A 23,741-nucleotide genomic window follows, 5' to 3' on the forward strand; every position below is an offset into this window, starting at 1 on the left:
AGCCATGCAAGGCTCTGCTTGAAGACTCGGCGAGTGATGGCCAGTTGTCGGGCATGGCCTAGCGCCGCGAGAGCAGCGTGTCGCCGACAAGAATCACTGTGGCGATGATATTCGCAATCAGCGCCCCCGTTGCGATCGAGACGATATCCGCCATGTCGCCAGGCACCGGTCCCCCCCCGTCACCGGGTTCCGCGACGATCCACACGACGCGTGCCGTGATCAGTAGAAGGCCAGCCACCAGGCCGGACGCCAGCAGCAACGCGCCGGTCTGAGAGCGATCCCCCAGTTTCAAGCCGATCGCCACCAAGTTGACGATGATAGTGAAGGTGAGAATCCAGACATTGTGATGAGCAGGGGTCGCAACACCTCCCGCGACGAACGCGTAATTGAGGCTTAAGGTAAGAATGATGAAAAAGCCGAATACGACACGTTCGAGATTCATGAACCCGCTCCTGACCGAGATGCGCCATCAGTATAAGCATCAGTCTCCGTTGACTGCGAACGCCAACGCCCAGATGGGCTCGGCCGATGGCCGGATGACATTATCCGATGTGTGCATGGACATAGGGGCCGCCGCCTTGCCCTCAATACCCACAAAAAAGCCCCCTCACTGAGGGGGCAAAAGGGGCAAAGCATCGGCCAGTCACAAGGCCAGAACCAATCAGTCGCGGCGATCAAAGCCGTTGTCGAGGAAGGGATAATCGGTGTAACCCTTCTCGTCGCCACCATAGAAGGTGTCCGGATTCGGCTCGTTGAGCTCGGCCCCCACACGGAAGCGCTCGACGAGGTCCGGGTTAGCGATGTAGGAACGCCCGATCGCAACCGCATCGGCAATGCCATCGCTAATAATCCGCTCACTGCGCTCGGCGTCATAGTGGCCGCAGAAGATCAGACTACCGGTAAAACGCGCCCGCATCGCACGACGGAAGTCGTCGCTGAATTGGATGTCACCACCGGCCCAATCGGGCTCATTGACGTGTACATACGCCAGGCCACGCTTGGATAGCTGCTCAAGGAGATAGAATGTCATCGCCTCGGACTCATCGTCGGTCAGCCCGAAAATCTCGATGAAGGGCGTCAGGCGAATGCCGGTGAGCTTCGGGCCAAACACCTCGGCGACTGCGTCGACCACTTCCAATGGGAAGCGCGCACGGTTTTCAAGCGAACCACCGTACTGGTCGGTACGCTGGTTAGTCCCGGTGGCCAGGAACTGGTTGAGCAGGTAGGCATTGGCGGCATGCACCTCGATCATGTCGAAACCGGCCCGCTTGGCGCGGATGGCCGCCTGGCGATAGTCCTCGACAATGCCGGGAATCTCGTCGGTCTCCAGCGCCCGCGGGGTGCTGGTCTCATGCCGGCCGGCCGTGCCGTCCTCGAACTCCACGAAACATTGAGCGCCCTCGCCCTTCAGCGCGCTGGGCGCCACCGGCGCCTGGCCGTCCGGCTGCACCATCTCGTGAGAGACGCGGCCAACGTGCCACAACTGCAGCGCCATGCGCCCACCCTTGGCATGCACGGCGTCCACGACGCCCTTCCAGCCGGCTTCCTGTTCGTCAGTCCAGATACCCGGCGTATACACATAGCCCCGAGCCGTCGGTGAGATATTGGTCGCTTCACTGACGATCAGTCCCGCGCCGGCGCGTTGGCCATAGTAGGCCTCCTGCAACTTGCCCGGCACGCTGTCAGGCGTACGGGCACGGGTCAGCGGCGCCATCAGAATACGGTTGGGCAGCGTCAGGCTACCCAAGCGGGTCGGTGTCAATAAGGTTTCGTTCGCCATTCGGCAACTCCCGTTTCAATAGCTTCAAGGCTTGATTCAGCGCGTCTGCACGATCGCCAAGTTGATTAGACCAGTTTACTAGTAACGTTGAAGAGCTGACCAGTCCGTACTAATAATTAGCGCCATAAGTAAAAATCATCGCAGCATAGCGATATTTGCGTGACGATGCTTAGTACAAAAAAGCAGCAATCACAGGAGGACAGATGGAGCTGAGATTCGACGATCCGCAGGAGCAACAGCGCTGGTATGCCGTGGATGACGGCGTCATGGGCGGCGTGTCCCAGAGCGCCTTCAGCGTTTCTCACGGCGAGGGCCGCTTTCATGGCGAGGTATCGCTTGAGAACGGCGGCGGCTTTGCGTCTGTTCGCCGCGACCCCGATGCTTTCGAGCCAAGCTTCGCCCTGGCCAAATCAGTGTCCATCACGGTACGCGGCGATGGACGCCCCTATCAGCTCCGCCTGAAGAGCACGGCACTTGGCGATTCAAGCGCTTACCGCGTGACCTTCACCCCGCGTGAAGATACCTGGGAGACATTCACCTTTAGCTGGGAAGCCTTTGAAGCGGTTAAACGCGGCACCGTGCTGAGTGACGCCCCACCGCTGATACCTGCCGACATTCACCAAATCGGCTTCCTGATTGCCGACCGCACCGCCGGGCCCTTTTGCCTGCAGGTTGAGAAAGTGGTCATCAATTTTGATGAAGTATGAGGGTAACGCGAGGCATGGTCTCGCCGGACACGCTAAAGCGTAAGGCATGCGAGGCCCCTCACTTCATAGTGCTTCAAGCAGGCACAAAAAACTGCGCGCACCCAGAGTGATGCGCGCAGTGAAGCCTTCTACCTGCATGGGAACGTTTCAGGCCTGCTCCCATCTTTCAGCTTGCGTCTGAGAGTGGCCGGAAAGCGCGTCGTACCTCACGCATTCTTCTTCTCCGGCTCACCTGCACACGCATTTCTCGCCATTTACATGCTGGCTGTCATAGCAGGCCTCCCTGGTCTTCCGCCTGGACACCCTGGAGCGCCACATCGTCGCTCATCGGCGCGTCGTCATCGGCAGGCGCCGGGGTCGCATCGCTGTCGTCGGACATGGTCATCAACGTGGTCACGCTCGGAGCGCTGGCCGGTGCCACATCCGGATCACGAGTGATCTGGAAGGACGCCAGGTCCTGCGAGCCGCCGTTGAAAGTGATGCGGAGTACCTGCACCCCTTCTTCCAGGTCCAGAGTCAACGAGGGCCCATCGACATAGACGCCCCAAGCACCGGAGTTCGGCACCGAACCACTTGCCTGATCGTAGAAGCCCCCCTCCTGCTCAACCGCCGCAGTGATAGTACGACCATTGTTAGGTGACGAGGTCACAAACGATAGGGTGTGGCTTCCTGCCTCTTCGACGTTGATGGTGTATTCCACCCATTCACCGTCATCCACCCAGCCAATCGCCTCGCCCTGCCCGACGATATCCACCCCTTCCTCAGAGCGGAAGTCCGAACCAATCTGCGTGGCATCGGCATCGTTGTAGGCAACGTCCTGACCCCCCTCGTCGAACTGAGCGGCATCCAGCGCCAGACCGTCGTCGGCATCCACCAGCCAGGGAGTGCCACCTGCGTTGAAGGCCTGCTGTCCATCGCGCGCCAGACTGAATGAGGCCAGATCCTGCGACCCGCCATTGAAGGTCAGTCGCAGCACCTGCTCGCCGGCCTCCAACGCCACCTGGGTGGCATCGGTGGGCTGGAAGTCGCCCCAGCCGCCGGTCGGCGATATCACCACCGGATCGGTCGATACGTAGGGCGTGCCGTCGCCTTTGGTAAAGGTCGCCGCGATGCTGCGCTGAGCACCGCTACCATCGCCAAGGGCTGACAGGAACGACAGGTCGTAAACCCCCGCCTGCTGGATGTTGAGGGTGTATTCCACCCACTCGCCCTCATCTACCCAGCCGATCGCATCACCGTCGCCGACAATATCCACGCCATCGCCGGGACGCACCGCCGTACCAATCTGGGCGGCATCGGCATCGTTGTAGGCGATGTCCTGGCCTCCCTCGTCGTAGTTCACCGCATCGAGGCTGAAGCTACTGCCTACCTCCCAGGCCGCGCCATCCGGCGTAAAGGCCTGCTGGCCGTCATCCACCGGTGCTTCCTCAACCGCTAACGTAAACGCCGTTTGAACGCTGTCCTGACCATCCGTAGCCGTCACGATAACGTCAAAGCTTCCCGCGCTTGTCGCCGTACCGGAGAACACGCCTGCCGTCGACATCGATATGCCACTGGGCAGGCCGCTGGCGGTATAGGTCAAGCTATCGCCATCGCCATCGACAAACGCATCGTCCGGCAGACTGAAGTCGATTGCTTCGCCTTCCACCATCGTGATGTCATTAATACCGGCCTCCACCTCCGGGGCCTGGTTGACCGGGGTGGGATCAACAGGCACTAGGTTAAACGAGGCCAGATCCATGGGCCCACCATTGAAGGTCAGCCGCAGCACCTGCTCACCCGCTTCGAGCGCTACCTGGGTAGTGTCAGTCTGGGTGAAGTTCGTCCAACTGCCTGTTGGAGACACACCAACCGGTGAGGCCGTCGCGTAGGGCGTGTCGCCCTTGGCAAAGCTCGCGGTAACCGAGCGTGCGGCCGGGCTGGAGGAGGCCAATGCGGTCAGGAAATCCAGTTCGTAGACGCCGTCTTCCGCCACATTGATGGTGTATTCCACCCACTCGCCGTCTTCGATGAAGCCGATCGCCTGCGAGGGCGTGGAGATATCCACCGCCTCGTCGGACCGGAAGGCATCACCCTGGTGGGCAGCGGTGGTATCGTTATAGGCGACGTCCTGGCCACCGTTGTCATAGAAGCGCGCTTCCAGGCTCAGCCCCTCGGCGCCCACTTCCCAGGCGGTTTGCGTGTCATTAAAGGCACTCTGACCGTCGTCCACCGGTGCTACAAAGTCCAGGGTGAACGACGCCAGATCCAACTGGCCACCATTAAAGGTCAGCCTCAGCACCTGCTCACCCTCTTCCAGCTCAAAGGTCAACGGACCGACGGTCTGGAAGCTTGTGAAGCTGCCGGTGTTGGGCAAGGTCTGCACCTGCGCCGGGGTATAGAAACCTGCCCCCTGTTCGAAGGCGGCGGTGATGGACTTGCCATCGGTGGTCGCGGAGGTCGAGAAGCTAAGCGTATAGGTGCCCGCCGTCTCGACGTTGAGGGTGTACTCGACCCACTCGCCATCGTCTATGTAACCCAGTGCCTCCGTACCGTTGGAAATATCCACCGCCTCATCGGATCGGAAAGCGGCCCCTGAGTGGCTAGCGGTGGTGTCGTTATACGCCACGCCCTGCCCACCGTTGTCATACAGTTTGCCCTCGAGTGTCAGGCCTTCGCTGCCTACTGCCCAAGCGGTTTCGGTCGCGTTGAAGGCGGTCTGATCGACCGGCTCCGGGTCCGGGTTGTCGAGGAAATTCGGCACGCCGTCGTTGTCATCGTCGTCGTACAGATCCACCCGTCCGTTACCGTCGGCATCTTCCACCCCAGTGGGATCATAGGTGGTTACGTTCTCCACCAAGAAGATGTTGTCGTTGTAGTCGTAGTTCACCCCCGCGTAGTCCTGAATCACGATATAGGTATTCGGGATCACGTTGCCGGCACCATCTTTGGCCACATAGACACGAATCAGATGACCGTCATTGTCGTCCCAGTTGAGGTTATTGCCGGGATTACCGATGGCATCAATGGTGTCCTCGTAAAGGTTCGCGTCAGGATCAGACCAGGAGATGTAGCCCTGGCGATCAGATATCTCGGCGAAGAAACCGAAGGGATCATCGCGCTCGATACTGACGGCGGCTTTCTGGCTGCCACTATTGAGTGCCCGCGGGAACAACGTTTGACCGTCCTGCTCGTCGTGAACGATGACCTCATCGAGATCACGGCTATCGACATCGTGGATAAACAGCCGCGCAATGTCCCCCTGCCCATGATAAGCAGCCAACTGCGTGATATTGACCGGTGAACTTCCATCGGCGCGCTGGAAGTAGGGCGACAGAATTTCGTCACCGTTGGCCTCTACCAGCCCTCCCTTGTTCATCTGATCTTGAACCACATTGGTGGAGTAGCCGAAGGCGTTGACGATCTCCTGCACCGTCGGTTCCTGACCGCTTTCGGACTGGTTCTGGGCAAGCCCCGCGAGTTCGATCACCTTCTCGCCTTCATCGGCGTCGCTTGAACTAATGATCAGGCTCGCCTCGTACAGGCTGCCATCGTTCGGGTCATCGGCAATAAAGCGCACCGTGATATCCACCGACTCGCCAGGCACCAGCGTTAATCCACTGAACGCCTCGGTCAGCTCAAACAGCGTCGTATCACTGACCGCCACATCGTCGATCGTCAGATCTTCGAAGCCATCGTTGCGCAACGTAATGGTGGCTTCATCATGCACCACCTGGTTGTTGACCGGATTTTCGATCCGCGACATCACCAGTCGATCGTTGGAGGGCAGTACATCATTGTTAATGACCGTCAGTTCACCACCGGCAACTGGCGTCACGCCCTCAATGAGGAACATGTTGTCGTTGTAGTCATAGTTAATGCCGGTGTAGTCCATGATCCCCACATAGGAGTTGGGAATCACGTTGCCGTCGGCGTCGAGTGCCCGGAACATGCGCACGGTGTAGCCGCGTTCAATTCCATCGGCATCGGCAGGCGGTGTACCACCCCCCGAGGGATTCAGCGACGGGTCAGTCGACAGGTTGGCTACCTCGATGCCGAAGACACCGGTGCCAGACCACCCAGCAGGGATGTCATCGAGCCCGAAGCTTGCCGTGGCAAACTGACCATTGCTCTTCACCGGCAGCAGGGTCTGGTTATTATCCCCGGCATGGTTGGAGAAGATGACATCCTGGCCCTTGTTGCCGGGGTTATGAATGCCCAGGGTCGCCCCGCCACCGCCATGGTAGGCCGCCAGCTGGGTGATCTTGGCTTCGCCGACACCGTCAGCCAGCGACCAGTAGCGAGACAACACCTCGTCATCATTGACCGGCCGGTAAAGGTCGAAGTCATTGAGCACCGAGTTTTCGCCGCCGCCGGTGGTCGGTAGCCCGTCGATGCGGTTACCGAAGCCGAATACCTCCCATACTTCATTGACGTTGGGCTCCCAGCCCCCCTCATCCCGTGCCTGCCAGAAGCCGGCCATGTGGACCTCGGCGACCGGCGAGTCAGCGTCATTGGTGGTCAGGCGAATCAGCCCCTCGAAGACACCGTCACCGCCATCGTTGGTGGGCGCCACATAGCTCGCCCTGTCGAACAGCACCGTGACCTCGATGGATTGCCCTGCCGCAAGCGTCAGACCATCGAAGACCGACGGGTTTTCAAGCACGAAGGGCCCCTCGATATCGGCATCGAGAATCTCAAGCACCTCACTGCCGGTATTGGAGATCGTGACCGTGGCGCTTTCCTTGAAGTCACGGTCTGGGTTCGAGGCGCTGTTGTTCTCCAGATAGCTGAAGTGCAACCGGTCTGAGTAATAGGCGGCATCGCCGCTCTGTACCTCGATATCGGCATTATCGTTACCGACGACCGGTGTGACATCCAGATAGTCCAGATCATCGGCGCCGTCAGCCGTGGATACCGCCCGCAGGTTGTACTCCACGCCCGCCTCGAGTTCGACATAGGCACCCTCTTCTCCCGCATCGCCCTCCCCTGGATAGGTCAGCACTTCTACCTGCTGACCGTTCAGGGTCAGCGTCAGGCCCTGACCATCATCGGCGCCAGCGTTGGCCGCCAGATCCAGGCGATAGAGCCCGGTGCTATCCACCGTGAAGTAGAAGTCGGCGGTTAACTCGTTGAGCGTACGCGCACTGTCGCCACTCTCGAGCTCGATACGCGAGCCGTCTGAGACGTCGGCATAGACCGGAACAAAGGTATCAGACGGTGCATCGGGCACCCTCAGCAGGTCGATGTTCGGGCCTACCGCGCCAGGCGCGGTGAGCGTAATGGTGTTGCTACCCTGCTGCAGCGTGACCAGAGCATTCTGGAAGAACCAGTCGCTCTCGTCGGCGTTGCTTTGTCCGACGAAGTTCAACTGACCAAGATCGACGCCGTTGATGCTAAGCCCCAGCGGGCGGTCCTCCTTGGTCGCCGCCAGTGCATAGCGGAAGCCGATGTCATAACTGCCCGCCTCGGTCGCATCGATGGTCCAGGTAATGGTCTGGTCAGCCGCACCATCGAAGTCGACGAAGCCATCGCCTGACGCATTACGATCGTCGTCACTGGCCAGCACCACCACCGCACCATCCAATGCCGCTCCCTCGGCCTCGTACTCATCGAAGCCGGGCGTGCTATCCGGCGGAGACTGCAGCACTTCGAGCTGGTCAATGTTGGGGCCGGTATTATCCGTGGCCTGCAGGCGCACGGTGTTCTGGCCGCTAACCAACGTTGCTGCCACGTCTTCGGTCAGCCACTCGGCCCAGCGTTCATCCGTATCGACGATGCCTGCCGGCGGGCTGAAATCAAATACCCCGACGCTTACGTTATTGACGAACACCTCGAGTGGACGATCGGCGTCGCCGCCATTGGCGTAACGAAGGCGCAGTACTGAGTCCCCTGCCTGGTCAGCGGTAAGGTCGAAGCTGAAGGTGAGGAAGTCGACGTTGGTGGAGCCAAAGTCGGCATAACCGCCTGGCGTTCCGTCATTGTCGTCGGTATTGCCATCGATACCGAAGGCGCCGGGACGCAGACCGTTAGGCAAGCCCTCGGTGGTTTCAGGATTGTTGATATCCCGAATCTCGATCTCGGCATCACTACCCGTTGCCGTCGTAACGGCGGTACCGTCAGCGGGCGTCTGATCTTCGGCCTGGATGACCAGCAGCGACACCAGATCGTCGCCCGGTTCAGGATCGGGGTCCACCGGATCCACGACGCCACCCGGCGCCGGATCGAGCCGGATGATCTGACTCTGACCGTTGCCGCGATTCAAGGTCAGCAGATAGAGCTGGCCAGTAGCCGGGTTCTCGATGATATCCAGCGGGTCGACGTAGGTGATGACATTGCCATCGGGATCACGCAGCACATCGTCGCCAATCACGTTGCCGTTGGCGTCCAGGGTGACGCTGCGAACATCGTCACCGCCGGAGTACTCGGTGAACAGCACATTACCCTGCAGGTTGCCGCCGAACACACCGCTGGTGTATTCCACTGCCCCGTTGGGCGAACGGTTCTCGCCCAAGGAGTAGACGCCAGCGATATCGTAGGTGCCCTCGGGGTTGGTGCCACTCGGGTACTTGTCGACCTGATTCGGGTCAGTGCCTGCGGTCGGGTTGCCGCCATTCAGAATGTACTCGTCCCTGAGCGGGTTGGGATGGCCGTAGTAGCCACCTTCGACGATCTTGAACAGATAGTCGTCCTGCTTCTCGACATTGGTATAGCGTTCATCCTCAGGGGTCGACGGGTCGTCCGGTACATTGCCCCCGGCGGCTGAACCGTTGGTCGGCACATAGAGGAAGCCGTTGGAATGCCACACCAGGTCATAGGCGTTGCGCGCCCCGGTCGCGAAGATCGTTAGCACCGCATCTTCGGCAAAGGGGTCGTAGTAGCTTTGCAGCACGTTGCCGCTGGCGTCCTGAACGGTGGCGACGCCACGCTCATCAAATACCAGGAACTCGCCGTCACCCATCGGGATAGGATCATCCTTAGGATGGCCGTCGGGATCGTCGAAGCGCCGGTTCTGGCCGTCCTCGGGGAGCGGTTCGGTAGTGACATCGAAGCCGCCGGCCGGTGCATCACGGGTGGGGTCGATCTCCATCACCGCGGCATTCAGCAGACGCTCGGGACGGTTGCCCCAGGCGCTGTCCGGCTCACCCATGGCGGTATTCGAGCCCTGGATCAGATACAGTAGATGACTCGGCACGTCCGGGTTGGTGGTCGCGTCATAGTCAGGATTCTCGCGGAACTCCAGGCTATTGGTCACATGGTCGCCGTTGGAGCGCGGCAGTCCGGTGATATAGGCCTCGGCGGTGCCGGAGAAGCCGGGACCGTCGTCCAGAGTGATCTTGGTAATCCGGCCGCTGAAGTCGGGTACACCGTTGTCACGCCCGGTCAGCGGAATCGGATAGTTGTCGGTCACCCAAAGCACGTTCGGGTCGGTGGGGTCCACCACCAGGCCGATGATGCCCCGCTGCTGACTCTCTCCGGGTTGGTCGAAGTAATCGTTCGGTAGACTCAGATCCTGGCGATTGCCCAGCGAGCCATCGACCGGGTCGACGTCATAGCGCAACAGCTCACCGCTGATGGTCGCGATGTACATGTAGGCGCCGTCGGGGCTCATCTCAAGCGAGGTGAACCCAAAGGCCGAATCGTCAGCGCCGTTGAGCTCCACCACATCATTGAAGGCCACGTCGCGAGCGACGACCTCAGGTGTCTCACCGGTCACGAAGGTGTTGGTGTACTTCTGGAACTCACGGGTTGGCGCACTGGGATCGTCGTTGAGCCCGCGATCCTGGAAGCCGTCGATCACCAATGTGTAGCTGGTGAACTCCTTGAGTGGCTGGCTCGGCGAGATGGTCAAGGAGTCGAAACCGCCGGTGGTGTTGGCGTTGAAGCTGACTTCCTCACCGGTGAGGGTCTCGATCAGACGAATCGAGCCGTCGGCCAGGCTCTCAAGCAGCGCCCCGCCGCGGCCATCCACGACCGAGATGCCAATGAAGATATCCGATGTTGGGTCGACACCACTGGGCAGGCTGCCATCCTCGGGATCAAGGTCCACTTCCAACTCATTCTCACCGACGCCGGCGATCGCGCGGGCATCGGTGAAGAAGGCGTAGTCCTCGAACGCCTCACGCTGATCACTCGGCGTCAGGTCGGGCAGTGCCTGAATTTCGATGTACTGGATCTCGGTGTTTTCGTTATCAAGGCCCAGGGAATCGAGCGTCAAGCGACCATCCGTGACCTGAACCACGCGAGTGACCAGATCCGAACGGAAGCCGTCGGTATCGTCGGACGGATTGGCATCCGCCGGGAAGTCGGCGGGACGGAACGGCGTGAAGGGATCGTTAATGAGCTCCCCCTCGGCGTTCAGCACATTGAAGCTGTCATAAGGCCCGGAGGTATCACCAATCGAGACCGTGACCTCGTAGTAACCATCCTCCAGCTCTATTTCCCATCCGGCGCGCACATAGGCGCTTCCAGGCTGGTCGAAATGAGCGTAGGTGCCCTGGCGCGCATCGAGACCGGCGATATCATCGGTACGGTCATTGACCGCCACGCTGGTCAGGCTCGAGATATCCAGCGGCGTCGTGCCTGCATCGTCGTCGTAGATCGACGCTTCGGTGACCCAGCCGTACTGGTGGGTCTGGCCGTCGATGATGACCGACTGGGTACCAAAGGCCTTGCCATTATCGGCGATGTAGCCATCCGGCACCGCCACCCCCTCGGGCTGGAAGTTGATCTTGACCGAGAATCGCTCGCCCGGCTCGACCACATCCGGTGGCTCGACACCGTCGCGTGTAACACTGAGACGATCGATGTTGGGACCGTTCCCGTTCAGGTTCTCCAGGCGGATGGTGTTGCTGCCTGCCTCAAGGTCGACCTCGATGGTGGTCTCGGTCCAATTCTCCCATCCGGCGGTATCAATACCGGTAGAAGCGAAGGCCAGGCTGCCCTGTGAGGTGCCGCCGACCTGGATATCCATCGGCCGATCTGCGCCGTTGCCGCCGCCATTGGCATACCGCACCGTCAAGGTGTAGGTGCCCGCGTCATCGACGACCACGTCGAAGGCCGCGGCATCGCCGATATCTCCCCCCATGTCCAGGTAGCCGGTGCCAGAATAGCCATCCCATAGGCCATCTTCGCCAGCGTTAGTGTTGGTCTCGGGGTTGCTCGCATCGCGCACCTGGGTATCCAGGGTGTCGCCCACGTTGTCGGTATCAAACAGCGTCAGGGCTTCTCCCTCGATGTCGAAAGCGAACGGCGCCGGGCCGGTGTCACCATCGTCGATGGTTACGCTATCGCTGGCCTGAGCCTCGTTACCGACAGCATCGGTGACGATCAGCGTCACGGTGACACTGCCGCTCTGGCCGCTAAGATCCACCGCGATATCGCCATTGATATCCGGGGTCACGACCGTGCGTGTCGTGCCCCCATCGAGGCTGACTTCATAGGCCACGATGTCATCATCGGCCCCGGCGACGTTGAACAGCGCTGTGGCAAGCTGCCCAGGCTCAAGCGTCTCGTCGGCGGCGGTCAGGGTCAGGTTGCCATCGGCGTCGGCGCTCTCATCGACAGGAATCGGGCCGGTACCGCCCTCGGTGATTTCGATCCGGTCGATATTGGGACCAGTGGTCGCGCCTTCAGGTATTGCCAGTTCGATGCTGTTAGTACCCGCCTCCAAGGTGACGGTGACGGTCTCGAACGCCCAGTTGTCGAAGCCTTCTTCTGGCCCGGCGCCATCGGGGTCGGTCGCCAGCATGTCGAGGCCGACCGGCGCGGCGCCATTGATGGCCAGGTCCAGCGGGCGATCAGTATTGGTGGCATAGCGCACGCTGATGTCGTACTGGCCCGCCTGGGTCACTTCGACCTGCCAGGTAACGTTGTCGCCCGCGGTATCGCCGAAGTCCAGATAGCCGGTCCCGGTGAAGCCCGGGCGCAATCCATTCTCCAGATTATCGTTATCCTCGGGATTGTCGGCATTGCGCACCGTGGTATCGGTATCGTTGGCATCGTCATCGAAGCTGGTCACCGTGCCGTCCTGAATCTGCAGGCTGAGCGGCGAGAAAGGCGCCTCATCGACGTCATTGACGGTGACGTCCAGGGTCTGGACGTCGGTAAGGTCACCGTCGGTAACCGTTACCTCTACTTCGTAAACACCGTCCTCGTTATCATCCACCGCCAGCTCGAAGTCACGGGCGCTGGTAAAGCTGAGCACGCCGGTGGTCTCGTCGATGGTAAACAGTGGCGCATCGACGCCTCCGGTGATGGCAAACACCGGGGCGTTAAGCCCGGTGGTAACCCCGTCTTCATCGACCAACGGAATCGCACCGATCTCGGTCAGGTTCTCATCGACCGAGAATACGGTCTGATCGATAGCGATGCTTTCATTGAGATCGACCACCGTGATCAGGGTGTCCTGGGATACGCTGTCCTCGCCATCGGTGACCGTCACGGTCAATTCATAGATGCCGTTTTCATCGCTGTCGGCGGCAAGTTCCGCATCCGGCGGGTTGATAAACGACAACCCTCCGCTTGCATTGTCGTAGGTGAACAACGCCGCATCGGCACCGGAGAGCGTGACGGTCAGGCTGTCGCCATCGGCATCATCGATCACCAGGCTCGCGACGGCAGTGCTGTTCTCGTCGACGCTTACATCTGCTGCCAGTCCGTCGAGGGTCGGCACCGCGTTGACCGGTTCTTCGATACGTTCGAACACGAGGGAGTCGATGCGCATCAGCTCACCGCCGGCACCGCGCAGTTCGAGCCCTGCCAGATCACCGGCGGTGACCTCAAAAGGCGTTTCGAAGACGATTTCCTTGCGGTTGCCACTCTGGCCGGCGTTACCTCGCGCCCCGCTGCCCACAATGGTGCCGAAGTCATCATTCAGCACCACATCGGCACTCAAGCTGTCGCTTGATGTGTTGCGGGCCTCCAGTACGGTGTCGCCAATGGTCAGGGTCAATGCACCCTCGCCATCGGTTTCGTCAAACACATAGAGACGCGCGACATACCAGCCGGGCTCCACACCACTCGCCGACAGGTCGGTGCCAATAGTGGCAGGCGTATTGCTGGTAAGACGAATCAGCTGTTCATTGGAGGCTGCGGCATTGCCGGTCACGATCAGATTACTGGCATCAAGATCGGTAAAGTTCTCCGCCTCAATCGTGATGGCGTCGCCGACCTGGGTGCCCTCGATGACAAAACTCAGGGATTGAGTCGCCGACAAGCCGTCCGGGTCAGTAGCCCGAATCACCACGTCGAAGGTGCCCCCCTGACTGGGCGTGCCTTGAATCACACCTCCCACCACCTCGAGCCCAGCAGGCAGATCCTCGGCGGAAAGGGTCAGGCTGTCACCGTCGGGATCGGAGAACAGGGGAGCAAAATCCGAAAGCGGAATCTGAATGAAGCTCTCGCCTACCTCACCGAAGTAAGGCTCGAGAGCAGCAGGTTCTGCCACCGGCGCATCGTTGACATTCTCGACGCTTAGCACGAAATCGGTCGTGGTGCTGGCGCTGCCATCATCCGCCGTCACCGTCACCGTGTAGCTCCCGGGCGCCAGCCCCTCGAGGCTTCCGGAAAGCACCCGATCGACCACGCTCAGGCCGTCTACCGCGACCGGCTGATCATCGCTATCGGTGATCACGAAGCTGAAGGTCATGTCGTCGCCATCGTCATCGACGAAGGGCAAGTCCACTTCGATATTCGAACCTTCATCGAGGCTCAGATCGGCGATACCTCCACCCACCACGCGCGGCGCATTGTTGGTGTCGTCGACTTCGGCTTCCGACAGGCTGACGGCACTGAAGCTCGCACTGCCTTTATCACCCAGGTCATCATCGTTGACGAAGACCAGCGAATCGATCGTGGTGCCGGCATGAGCTGACAGGTCGATGGTAAAGCGGAAGGTCCCATCGCCGTTGTCGACGCCCTGACCGCGCAGATCGACGAAGCCGCCCTGGCTCTGGGTCCCGCCAAGCTGATAGACGCTATTGCCGCCATTGAAGGGGTTGGAATCGGCATCGAAGCCGATGGCGACAATTTCCGACAGCGGTGAGGTGGAAATGGCCACATCCAGGGTCAGCACGGTCTGGTCGGTGATGGTGTACTCATTCGGCAGCGCCGCACGCTTCCAGACGTTGTCGGTCAGTGAGAGTGTGGCGCCATCATCTTCCACTGCGGCACCGGTGCCGCTTGCCGGATTATCCTGCGTCTCGTTGTAGGGCGTGATGGTGGTGTCATCGAAGGTGACATCGAGCACCAGCGGGCCGGCCTCGGCAAGCGTCACCGTGTCTGCAGCGCTCGCTTCGTTACCCGCCGTGTCGGTCACCAACAGCGTCACCGTGACATCGCCAGGTGCTTGACCTGACAAATCGACGGTCAGGGTATCGCCATCGCTCGTCGCCGCCTGGCGGGTCGCGCCGCCATCGAAGCTGACTTCAAGGGTCGAGTCGGCATCGATGCCCGCCACGCTGAAGACCACGGCGTCGCTGCCGTCGGCTTCAATAGCCTCAACCGGACCATCGAGAGCCAGGTCACCGCCCTCATCGGCGGTGGTATCCAGCGTCAGCGCCAGGCTTTGCTCGGCACGGTTGCCGAAGGCGTCCATGGCGATCAACGTGGCCGACAGATCGCCATCAGCGAAACCAGAAAGATCCAGCGTGAAGCTACCATCTGGATTTGGCGTGACGTCTTCGACGGTCACACCGCCGTCGAAGGACACACCAACAGAAGCGATATCATCATCGAGCCCGGTCACAGTGAACCCAGCCTCGCTGGCCGTCGCAGCATTGATGACGGTGTTATCGGCGCTAAAGGCAAGCGGCGTCACATCGGCATCCGCCACGACATCGCCCACCGGGCCGGTGCCGGCGGTGGTCACCTCAAGGCGGTCGAGGTTCGGTCCGCTTCCAGCGTCAGTAGGAATGCTCAGGGTGATGGTGTTGTCACCGGAGACCAGAGCCGTAGTCAGGCTCTGGTAACCCCAGTTGTCGAAGCCTTCAGCCTCGCCGCCGCCATCCGGGTCCGTGGTGACAAACGGCTGTTCACCAATCGCGCTTCCGTTCACGGCAAGGTTCAACGGCCGATCACCGTTGCTGGCGTAGCGGAAATTCAGGTCATAGTCGCCCGCTTCCACGACGTTGATCGTGAAGGTCAGGCTATCTCCATCAGCGCTGCCGTAATCGACATAGCCGGTACCGGAGTAGTCAGGACGCAAGCCCTGGAAGCCTCCTGTCTCGGGATTCTGGGCATCGCGCACCAGTGTCCCGGCATCGTTGCCAGCGCCCAGCTCGGCGGCTTCAGCCTGAACGACAATAGGCTCGATCACCGGATCCGTCGGCCCCGCCGGGGCCGCAAGCGTCACCGTGTCAGCAGCGCTCGCTTCATTACCCGCCGTGTCGGTCACGAATAGTGTCACCGTGACATCGCCAGGCGCTTGCCCTGACAGGTCGACGGTCAGGGTATCGCCATCGCTCGTCGCCGCCTGGCGGGTCGCGCCGCCGTCGAAGCTGATTTCAAGGGTCGAGTCGGCATCGATGCCCGCCACGCTGAAGACCACGGCGTCGCTGCCGTCGGCTTCAATGGGCTCAACCGGGCCATCGAGGGCCAGGTCACTGCCTTCATCGGCGGTGGTATCAAGCGTCAGCGCCAGGGTCTGCTCGGCACGGTTGCCGAAGGCATCCATGGCAATCAGGGTGGCCGTGAGGTCACCGTCGTCACGACCCGACAGATCGAGAGTGAAGCTGCCATCCGGGGCCGGGGTCACCTCTTCGACGGTCACACCGCCATCGAAGCTCACTGCCACAGACGCAATATCATCATCGAGGCCGGTCACGCTGAAACCGGCTTCGCCCACGATCGCAGCATTGATGACGGTATTGTCGGCGCTGAAGGTAAGCGGGCTTGCATCGGCATCCGCCACGACATCGCCCACCGGGCCGGTGCCGGCGGTGGTCACCTCAAGGCGGTCGAGGTTCGGTCCGCTTCCAGCGTCAGTAGGAATGCTCAGGGTGATGGTGTTGTCACCGGAGACCAGAGCCGTAGTCAGGCTCTGGTAACCCCAGTTGTCGAAGCCTTCAGCCTCGCCGCCGCCATCCGGGTCCGTGGTGACAAACGGCTGTTCACCAATCGCGCTTCCGTTCACGGCAAGGTTCAACGGCCGATCACCGTTGCTGGCGTAGCGGAAGTTCAGGTCATAGTCGCCCGCTTCCACGACGTTAATCGTGAAGGTCAGGCTATCGCCCGGCACGCTACCGTAGTCGACGTAGCCAGTGCCAGAATAATCGGGACGAAGGCCCTGGAAGCTTGAGCCGTTCTCGGGATTCTGGGCATCACGTACCAGAGTGCCTGCATCGTTACCAGCCCCTAAGACAGCGTCTTCGGCCTGCACAACGATGGCATCGATCACCGGCCCGGTGGGGTCAACCGGGTCGGCCTCGAGCAGTGCCACTTCGACCTTGTCGATATTGGGGCCGTTGGTCTCACCACCCAGGCGCAGCGTATTGCTGCCAGCGGCGAGGGAGACTTGCAGGGTTTCGGTGGACCAGCCTTCCCATGCGGAGGATGTGCCGTCGCCCGGGCGATTGGGTTCTGCAATATCAGCAAAAGTATCGTCGGGGTAATAATCCGGCGCCGTCGTCGCATTGAAGTCAAAACGGCCAAGCGGGGTCAGCGTCCCGCCGTCGACCAGGGACAGATCCAGCGGACGGCCGCTGCTTGTCGCGTAGGTCACGGTCACGCTGTAGGTACCAGCGGTCGCTACATCGAGAGTGAAATCGCCGTAGGCATCGGCATTGCCAAAAGCCCAGTCGAGATAGCTTGCTCCCTCGGCACCAACGCGGAACGTCTCATTATTGCCTTCCCCCAAGGTGGCGATATTGTCGAGCGTTACTACGCGGTTAGTGCCGGTATCTTCGGTATCTGATGTCGGTCCGATATCCAGATCCTCGCCCTGAACGACGTAGACATCCGGGTCCGGCGCACGCACCTCCAGATAGTCGACGTTGGGACCACTGGCGCCATTGGAGGTCAAGCTGACCGTATTCACGCCCTGTTCTAGCTGAACGCGAATCGTGCGCTCGCCGAAATCGCTGAAGTCTGACGGCGTACTGTTCAGCGTCGTGCTGGGCAGGTCGAACATTCGATCCTGAAGCTCACCATTGACATCAAGACGCAGCGGACGATTACGGTCGGACCCATCAGTGTTCTGGCTAAGGGCATAGCCAAGCGCGAGCTCATACTCACCGGCCTCATCGACGCTAAAGGTAAAGGTCAGGGTCTCTCCCGTATCGGCCGAATAATCGACGTAGGCATTGCCCGAGGCATTGTCGGTGTTGAGGGGATTTTCAGCACCAGCCACTACCGCGAGGCCTGCTCCGCTCAAGGTGGCAGAATTGCCATCGCCATCACTATCGGTGAGGTCTTCGGCTTCGATCCGGATGGTCGTAAAGCTTGCCGGTGCGATGGCCGCCGCAGCGGCCAAGGTCGTGGGCTCGGCCAGAGGCGAAGGCCCTGAGGAAGCGGCAGGTTCGGCGCTGCGGGCCAGCATCACTGGTGCTGTCTCTTCATCCTGAGCCACTGGCTCGCTCGGCAATTCGTTATCTGTCTCGCTCTCTTCTTCAACCGAAGGCGCTTTTTCGATTGAAGGCGTCTTGCTTTCGTCCACCGGCACCTCGGTTCCATCGGGGCCGTCTTGCTGACTGCCTTGGTCAGCGGTGTCTTTGACCGGGGGTTCGGTCTGATCGCCTACAGCATCCTGTTCATCGACTTCAAAACCATAGCGGTAGCCAGATCCTGGCAATACCTGCCCCTGCTCATCCAGAGCCTCGAGCATCATCTTGAGCTTGCCGGGCTTGGGGGACGGAAGGTGATCGAAGACGAAGGGGCGTTCGAAGCGCTCGAATACCGACAGGTTGTCGCGAGCATCTTCAAGAGTCATTCGCATTGCCTTGACCGAATCTCCCCAGGCGGTTTGGGGCGGTGTGACACTAATTCCGTGACTCTGGAAGATATTGCCTTCCAGTTTATCCCCATTGCTGATCTTGGCCGCGATGGACTTGAGACGACTGGACACGAATGACATGGAATACATTTTCCCTACCCCGCGATAATATTTTAGTTAGCGTATTCTTTGCGCCACTTTGATGTTTTATAGCGCCGAGCCCCTGCCTAAAGGTACAGAGCCTTCGCAATTATTCCCGCTACAGAAATCGAAACTCACGGCCTTAACCCGGCTATCGGTCCGATTAGAAACGAGTCTAGATGGGGTTTTTTACACGTCAAAGGTATTTTTACACTGGGTTTCAAAATGGGAAAATGAAGCACGTAACAAAATAAATTCCTTTTAAATACAATATATTACATGAAAATATAGCCTCAACAAAAACGTTACGATGCGTATCAAAGCGCTTTGCGCATTAGAAAAACCATTCTCGTAAAGACGAGAGGCCTACTGAATAAACATTAAACAATTCAACCTTTAATTTTGACCATAAAGTCATAAAAAAAACAGGAAAATATGTAAAAACTCATCACATAAGCGCCAGCCAAATAAACCTGCAAAAAAAACCTCACAACAACCCCATTATCTACTTGCAACCTGGCCATTTAGAAGTAATCTCTGGTTTAGCCCAACCACTACCACCTCCCTAATACTAAAAAACAGGTAGTGGTAAATGGCGTCATTATAGAAATCGAGACGCTTTCTCTTTCGCAACAGGGCAGTGCGCAGGAGCCTCCACTCACTTTTGTACTTCGATGGAAAGAAAGGGCCAGGACGCAAGGTGGCAATAGCCTTCCTGGCAACAATAAAAACGGCAACACGACGCAACGGGATATCAACATGGCCTCTTCCGGGGAAGGTAACGACCTGCAAAAGGTCCTCGAATACTGCCGACGCAGCTTCATCTATGTTGGCCTCTTCAGTCTGTTCATCAACCTGCTGATGCTGGTCCCTCCGCTTTACATGCTGCAGGTCTATGATCGCGTCATCACCACTCGCAGCCAGGAAACGCTGCTGATGCTGACCCTGGTAGTGGTGTTTCTTTTTGTGGTGATGGGAGCATTGGAACTGGTTCGGTCGCGCATCCTGGTCAGGGTCGGCAACCGCCTGGATACTCTGATCAGCCCAAGGCTATACAGCGCGATGTTCAAGCGGTCGCTGGCAACGCCAGGCAAGCCATCCGCTCAGCCGCTGAATGACCTCACCACATTGCGCCAGTTCCTTTCAGGCAACGGCCTGTTCGCCTTTTTCGACGCGCCCTGGGTACCGGTCTACATCGGGGTGCTGGCGCTCTTTCACCCGTGGTTTGGCCTTTTTGCGCTGGGCGCGGGCCTGATACTGGCAACCATTGCGGTGATCAACGAGAAGACCACCAAGAAGCTGTTATCTGATGCCAACGGCCAGCACGTCATGTCCCAGGACTTGGCCAACAGCAACCTGCGCAATGCCGAAGTGCTGCATGCAATGGGTATGCTGCCCGGCATCCAGGGACGCTGGGCAGCACGCCATCGTGAATACCTGGTGCTGCAGTCCAAGGCAAGCGATCGTGCCGGCCTACTGACCAACACCTCCAAGGTGCTGAGGCTGATGTTTCAGTCTCTGATCCTCGGGCTTGGTGCCTACCTGGTGCTCGCGGGTGAGCTGACCCCCGGGATGATGATTGCGGGTTCCATTCTGATGGGCCGGGCGCTGGCCCCTATCGATCAGATGATCAATGGCTGGAAGGGCTTCAGTAGCGCGCGCACCTCGCGGGCGCGTCTGGAGGAGCTGCTTGAGGCCGTGCCGGCCGATGCGCCCAGCATGCCGCTACCCAAGCCCAAGGGACGGCTAAGTCTGGAGGCCGTCAATGCCGCCCCGCCGGGCGAGCGTCTGCCGACACTCAAGGACATCAACTTTAAACTCGCCAAGGGCGAACATGTCGCCGTGGTCGGGCCAAGTGCCGCCGGAAAGTCGACGCTTGCCCGAGTCGTGCTTGGGTTGTGGCCGGCACAGCTTGGCTGCGTGCGACTCGATGGGGCGGATATCAATCAGTGGGAGCGCACTGCACTCGGCCCACACCTCGGTTACCTGCCTCAGGATATCGAGTTATTTGATGGCTCCATTGCCGAGAACATCGCCCGGTTCCAGGAGGTCGATGCGCAACTGGTGGTTCAGGCCGCTCAGCGCTCTGGTGTGCACGAGATGATCCTTCGACTTCCACAGGGCTATGACACGTGGTTGTCCCATGGTGGCACCTCACTATCCGCCGGTCAGCGACAGCGTATTGGTCTGGCTCGAGCACTCTATGGCAAACCCGTGCTGGTGGTGCTGGACGAGCCCGACGCCAACCTGGATGAAAGCGGTGAACAGTCACTGGCCGAGTGTCTGGTGAGGTTACGCCAGGAAGGCACGACGGCGTTGATCATCACCCACCGTCAGCGCCTCTTGCAGCAGGTCGACCGCATCCTGGTCCTCAACGATGGCCAGATTGCATCGCTTGCACCGCCCACTCGGGTGCCGCCCGTTGCACGAGCAGTGGCAGGCGGTGGGCGCCCTGCTCCATCGACCGGTCCTCAACGCGTCACCAAGCTAAAACCTAGTGCTAGAGGCCGCCATGAGGGCGGCGAGGAGACCCCGTCATGACCTCAGCCAAGTCGGGCCATGCCGGCCCTGCCAATGACCTGCCACTGAACGATAACAATTATCGTCGCTTTGGCCTCGCCGTGCTGCTGGTCGCCGTTGGCGGCTTCGGTAGCTGGTCGGTCATGGCCAGCCTCGCCGTATCGGTGGTTGCTCCGGGGTCGGTGTCAGTAGAAAGCTTCACCAAGACGGTTCAGCACCTGGAGGGGGGTATCGTCGAGTCGATTCGCATCGAGGATGGCGATCATGTCGAAGCCGGTGACGTCCTCATCGCGTTAGACGACACTCAGGCACGCTCTCAGCAGAACATTGTCGAGGCCGAATACCTCATCGCCAGGGCCACCGAAATACGGTTGCTGGCGGAGTACAGCGATGCCGAGACCCTGACCTTCCCCGATACGCTGGTCAATTCGAACAATCAACGCGTTCAGGAAGTGCTCGAAGTTCAGCAGCGTCTATTCACCGTACGCCGCCAGTCGCTGATCAGCACCATGGCGGCCCTTGATGAGCAGATCCTGCAGATGAATGAGCAGATTGCCGGACTGGTCAACACCCAATCCATTACTCAGCGGCGCATCGACTCGCTAAACGGCGACGTCGCCAACCACCGTAAGCTATTCCGCAACGGCCTGATCAGTAGCCAGCGCATGCGCGAGATGGAGCGTGAGAGCCTCGAGTATCAGAGCGACAACGCCGGTCAGGTAGCCGAAGTCGCCCGCCTGCGCTCTCAAATCAGCGAGAACGAGCTGCAAAAGCAGATTCGCTTGCAGGAGTTTCAGCAGCAGATTGGCGAGTCGCTGCGCCAGGTCCAGGCTGAAGTGACCGACGCGGAGGAAAGGCTGGTTGCTCTCAACGACAAGCTCAAGCGCACCGAGGTCATCGCCCCGGTAGCGGGCACTGTGGTGGGCCTCAAGGTCCACACCCTGGGAGCGGTGATTCGCGGTGGTGACCCGCTGCTGGATATCGTTCCCGCTGGCGACGGTTTCATCGTCGAAGCAAGAGTGCCCGACCGTGACATCGACCACCTTTATATCGGCCAGCCGGCTGAAATTCGCTTCAGTGCCTTCAACCAGCGAGTCTCCAACATCATCGACGGCGAAGTGGTCCACGTCAGCGCAAATAGCTTCGAGGATGAAGCGACCCGGGCCCGTTATTACAAGGTCCGAATCCGTGTCACCGAATCAGGCGAAAATGATATGACGGAGAGCATGCGCTTGCTATCAGGTATGCCGGCAGAAGTCATGATCCGCACCGGCGAGCGCAGCTTCGCAAGCTACGTCGGTAAGCCCATGGCCGACATGCTGGCAAGAGCCATCAGAGAGGAGTGAACACTTGCCTGCGACGAGATTCAATGCTGCCGCTGATGTTAAGTAGATTATAAATTGCTGTAGGAAGGGTTCGTGGATACGATCACTGAATATACGTTTATTCTTTGCATTGGTATCCATGAACAACTTCGCTGACTCACCTAGACACGCTGGCGCCCATGCCTAACAACACCGGGCCCTTTTCAGCCGAATATGAACAGCAGCGTTTACAAGCGCTGGCCAGTTACCAGATCCTCGATACCCCTGAGGAGATGGCGTTTGATGACATCGCAGAGGTGGCATCTATCATCTGCGATGCCCCCATCGCCGTCATCAACTTTATTGACAGTGATCGTCAGTGGTTTAAATCAGAGAAGGGACTCGGCGTCCGCGAGACTCCCCTGGACATTTCGATCTGTAAGCATGCCATTCTGCAGCCTGGCTTGTTCATTGTCCCTGACACCGAACAAGATTCGCGTTTCGCCAATAATCCATTGGTGACAGGAGAGCCACACTTGCGCTTTTACGCCGGCGCATTACTGGAAAGCAGCGATGGTTATCCTCTGGGTACGCTCTGTGTGCTTGATTATCAGCCCCGCGAGTTAACTGAGCGCCAACGCTTCGCATTACAGGCCCTCGCCAACCAGGTGATGGCACACATGGAACTGATGCAGGCCCACCGCGAACAGGCCAAACTGATACGCGAACTCAAGATAACTCGGAACCGGCTGGCCGAACATGCTGCCGAAGACCCGCTTACGGGCCTACTCAATCGTCGAGCTTTTGAACAGCGCCTACATCAGGAACTAGCCCTCATCCAAAGCGGCACGCCTCCCGCCACACTCATCATGATCGACCTGGATCACTTCAAGAAAGTCAACGATACGCACGGCCACCAAGCCGGCGATGAGATTCTCGTGTCTTTCACCGAGCTGTTTCGGAAAGCATTCCGTCAGTCTGATGTCTTGGGGCGCTGGGGTGGCGAGGAATTCTTGGGCATGTTGCCAATGACCAGCATGGAAAAAGCCCAATGCGCCATCCGACGGCTTCACCAGCTGTTGGCCACCACGCCAATGCTGGAAACAGCTTCACCTCCATTGCATATCACCGTGAGTATTGGTGTTTGCTCGTTAACCGCTTACAGCGACTTTGATGAGTGCCTGCAGAGAGTTGATGACCTCCTCTATCAGGCTAAGGAAGCCGGTCGTAACCGCACGGTCTGCGAGTCTCAAGAGCCGACATCTCCATGACAAGAGCCATAGCGCCTACTGCTGCACGCCAACGCGAACTTGTTCTCGTTGCATAGCGCTGCAGTAGTGAGCTGGCACAAAAAAAGAGCCAAGCGATATACTTGGCTC

General features: G+C 59.5%; 7 protein-coding genes. 4 read left to right on the forward strand and 3 right to left on the reverse strand.

Going from position 1 to position 23,741, the window contains the following annotated elements:
* Positions 1 to 58 precede the first annotated feature (58 nt).
* Positions 59 to 442, reverse strand: a complete 384-nt coding sequence (locus ETC27_RS04465) for a DUF6394 family protein (RefSeq protein ID WP_136253817.1) — start codon at positions 440 to 442, stop codon at positions 59 to 61.
* Between the two features lie 219 nt (positions 443 to 661).
* On the reverse strand, positions 662 to 1,780 hold the full coding sequence (locus tag ETC27_RS04470) for an alkene reductase (RefSeq protein ID WP_136253818.1): 1,119 nt from the start codon (positions 1,778 to 1,780) through the stop codon (positions 662 to 664).
* 203 nt (positions 1,781 to 1,983) lie between these two features.
* Here ETC27_RS04470 and ETC27_RS04475 point away from each other — a divergent pair, with 203 nt between their 5' ends.
* Positions 1,984 to 2,487 (forward strand): CIA30 family protein, encoded by a 504-nt coding sequence (locus tag ETC27_RS04475; RefSeq protein WP_136253819.1) that lies wholly within the window; start codon positions 1,984 to 1,986, stop codon positions 2,485 to 2,487.
* Between the two features lie 268 nt (positions 2,488 to 2,755).
* Here ETC27_RS04475 and ETC27_RS04480 read toward each other — a convergent pair whose 3' ends face one another.
* Positions 2,756 to 18,538 carry a carbohydrate-binding protein gene (locus ETC27_RS04480; RefSeq protein ID WP_136253820.1) on the reverse strand — a complete coding sequence of 5,261 codons (15,783 nt, stop codon included), beginning with the start codon at positions 18,536 to 18,538 and terminating at the stop codon, positions 2,756 to 2,758.
* A 759-nt stretch (positions 18,539 to 19,297) separates the two neighbouring features.
* Here ETC27_RS04480 and ETC27_RS04485 point away from each other — a divergent pair.
* From ETC27_RS04485 to ETC27_RS04495, 3 genes are all read left to right on the forward strand, one after another.
* Positions 19,298 to 21,079 carry a type I secretion system permease/ATPase gene (locus ETC27_RS04485; protein ID WP_136253821.1) on the forward strand — a complete coding sequence of 594 codons (1,782 nt, stop codon included), beginning with the start codon at positions 19,298 to 19,300 and terminating at the stop codon, positions 21,077 to 21,079.
* Positions 21,076 to 22,404 (forward strand): HlyD family type I secretion periplasmic adaptor subunit, encoded by a 1,329-nt coding sequence (locus tag ETC27_RS04490; protein WP_136253822.1) that lies wholly within the window; start codon positions 21,076 to 21,078, stop codon positions 22,402 to 22,404. The genes ETC27_RS04485 and ETC27_RS04490 overlap by 4 nt, the downstream gene beginning before the upstream one ends.
* A gap of 158 nt (positions 22,405 to 22,562) precedes the next feature.
* Positions 22,563 to 23,633, forward strand: coding sequence for a sensor domain-containing diguanylate cyclase (locus ETC27_RS04495; RefSeq protein WP_136253823.1), 1,071 nt, complete (start codon positions 22,563 to 22,565; stop codon positions 23,631 to 23,633).
* The last annotated feature ends 108 nt before the right edge of the window (positions 23,634 to 23,741 follow it).

Origin of the sequence: Onishia niordana (genome assembly GCF_004798965.1) — a bacterium.
Classification (GTDB): domain Bacteria; phylum Pseudomonadota; class Gammaproteobacteria; order Pseudomonadales; family Halomonadaceae; genus Onishia; species Onishia niordana.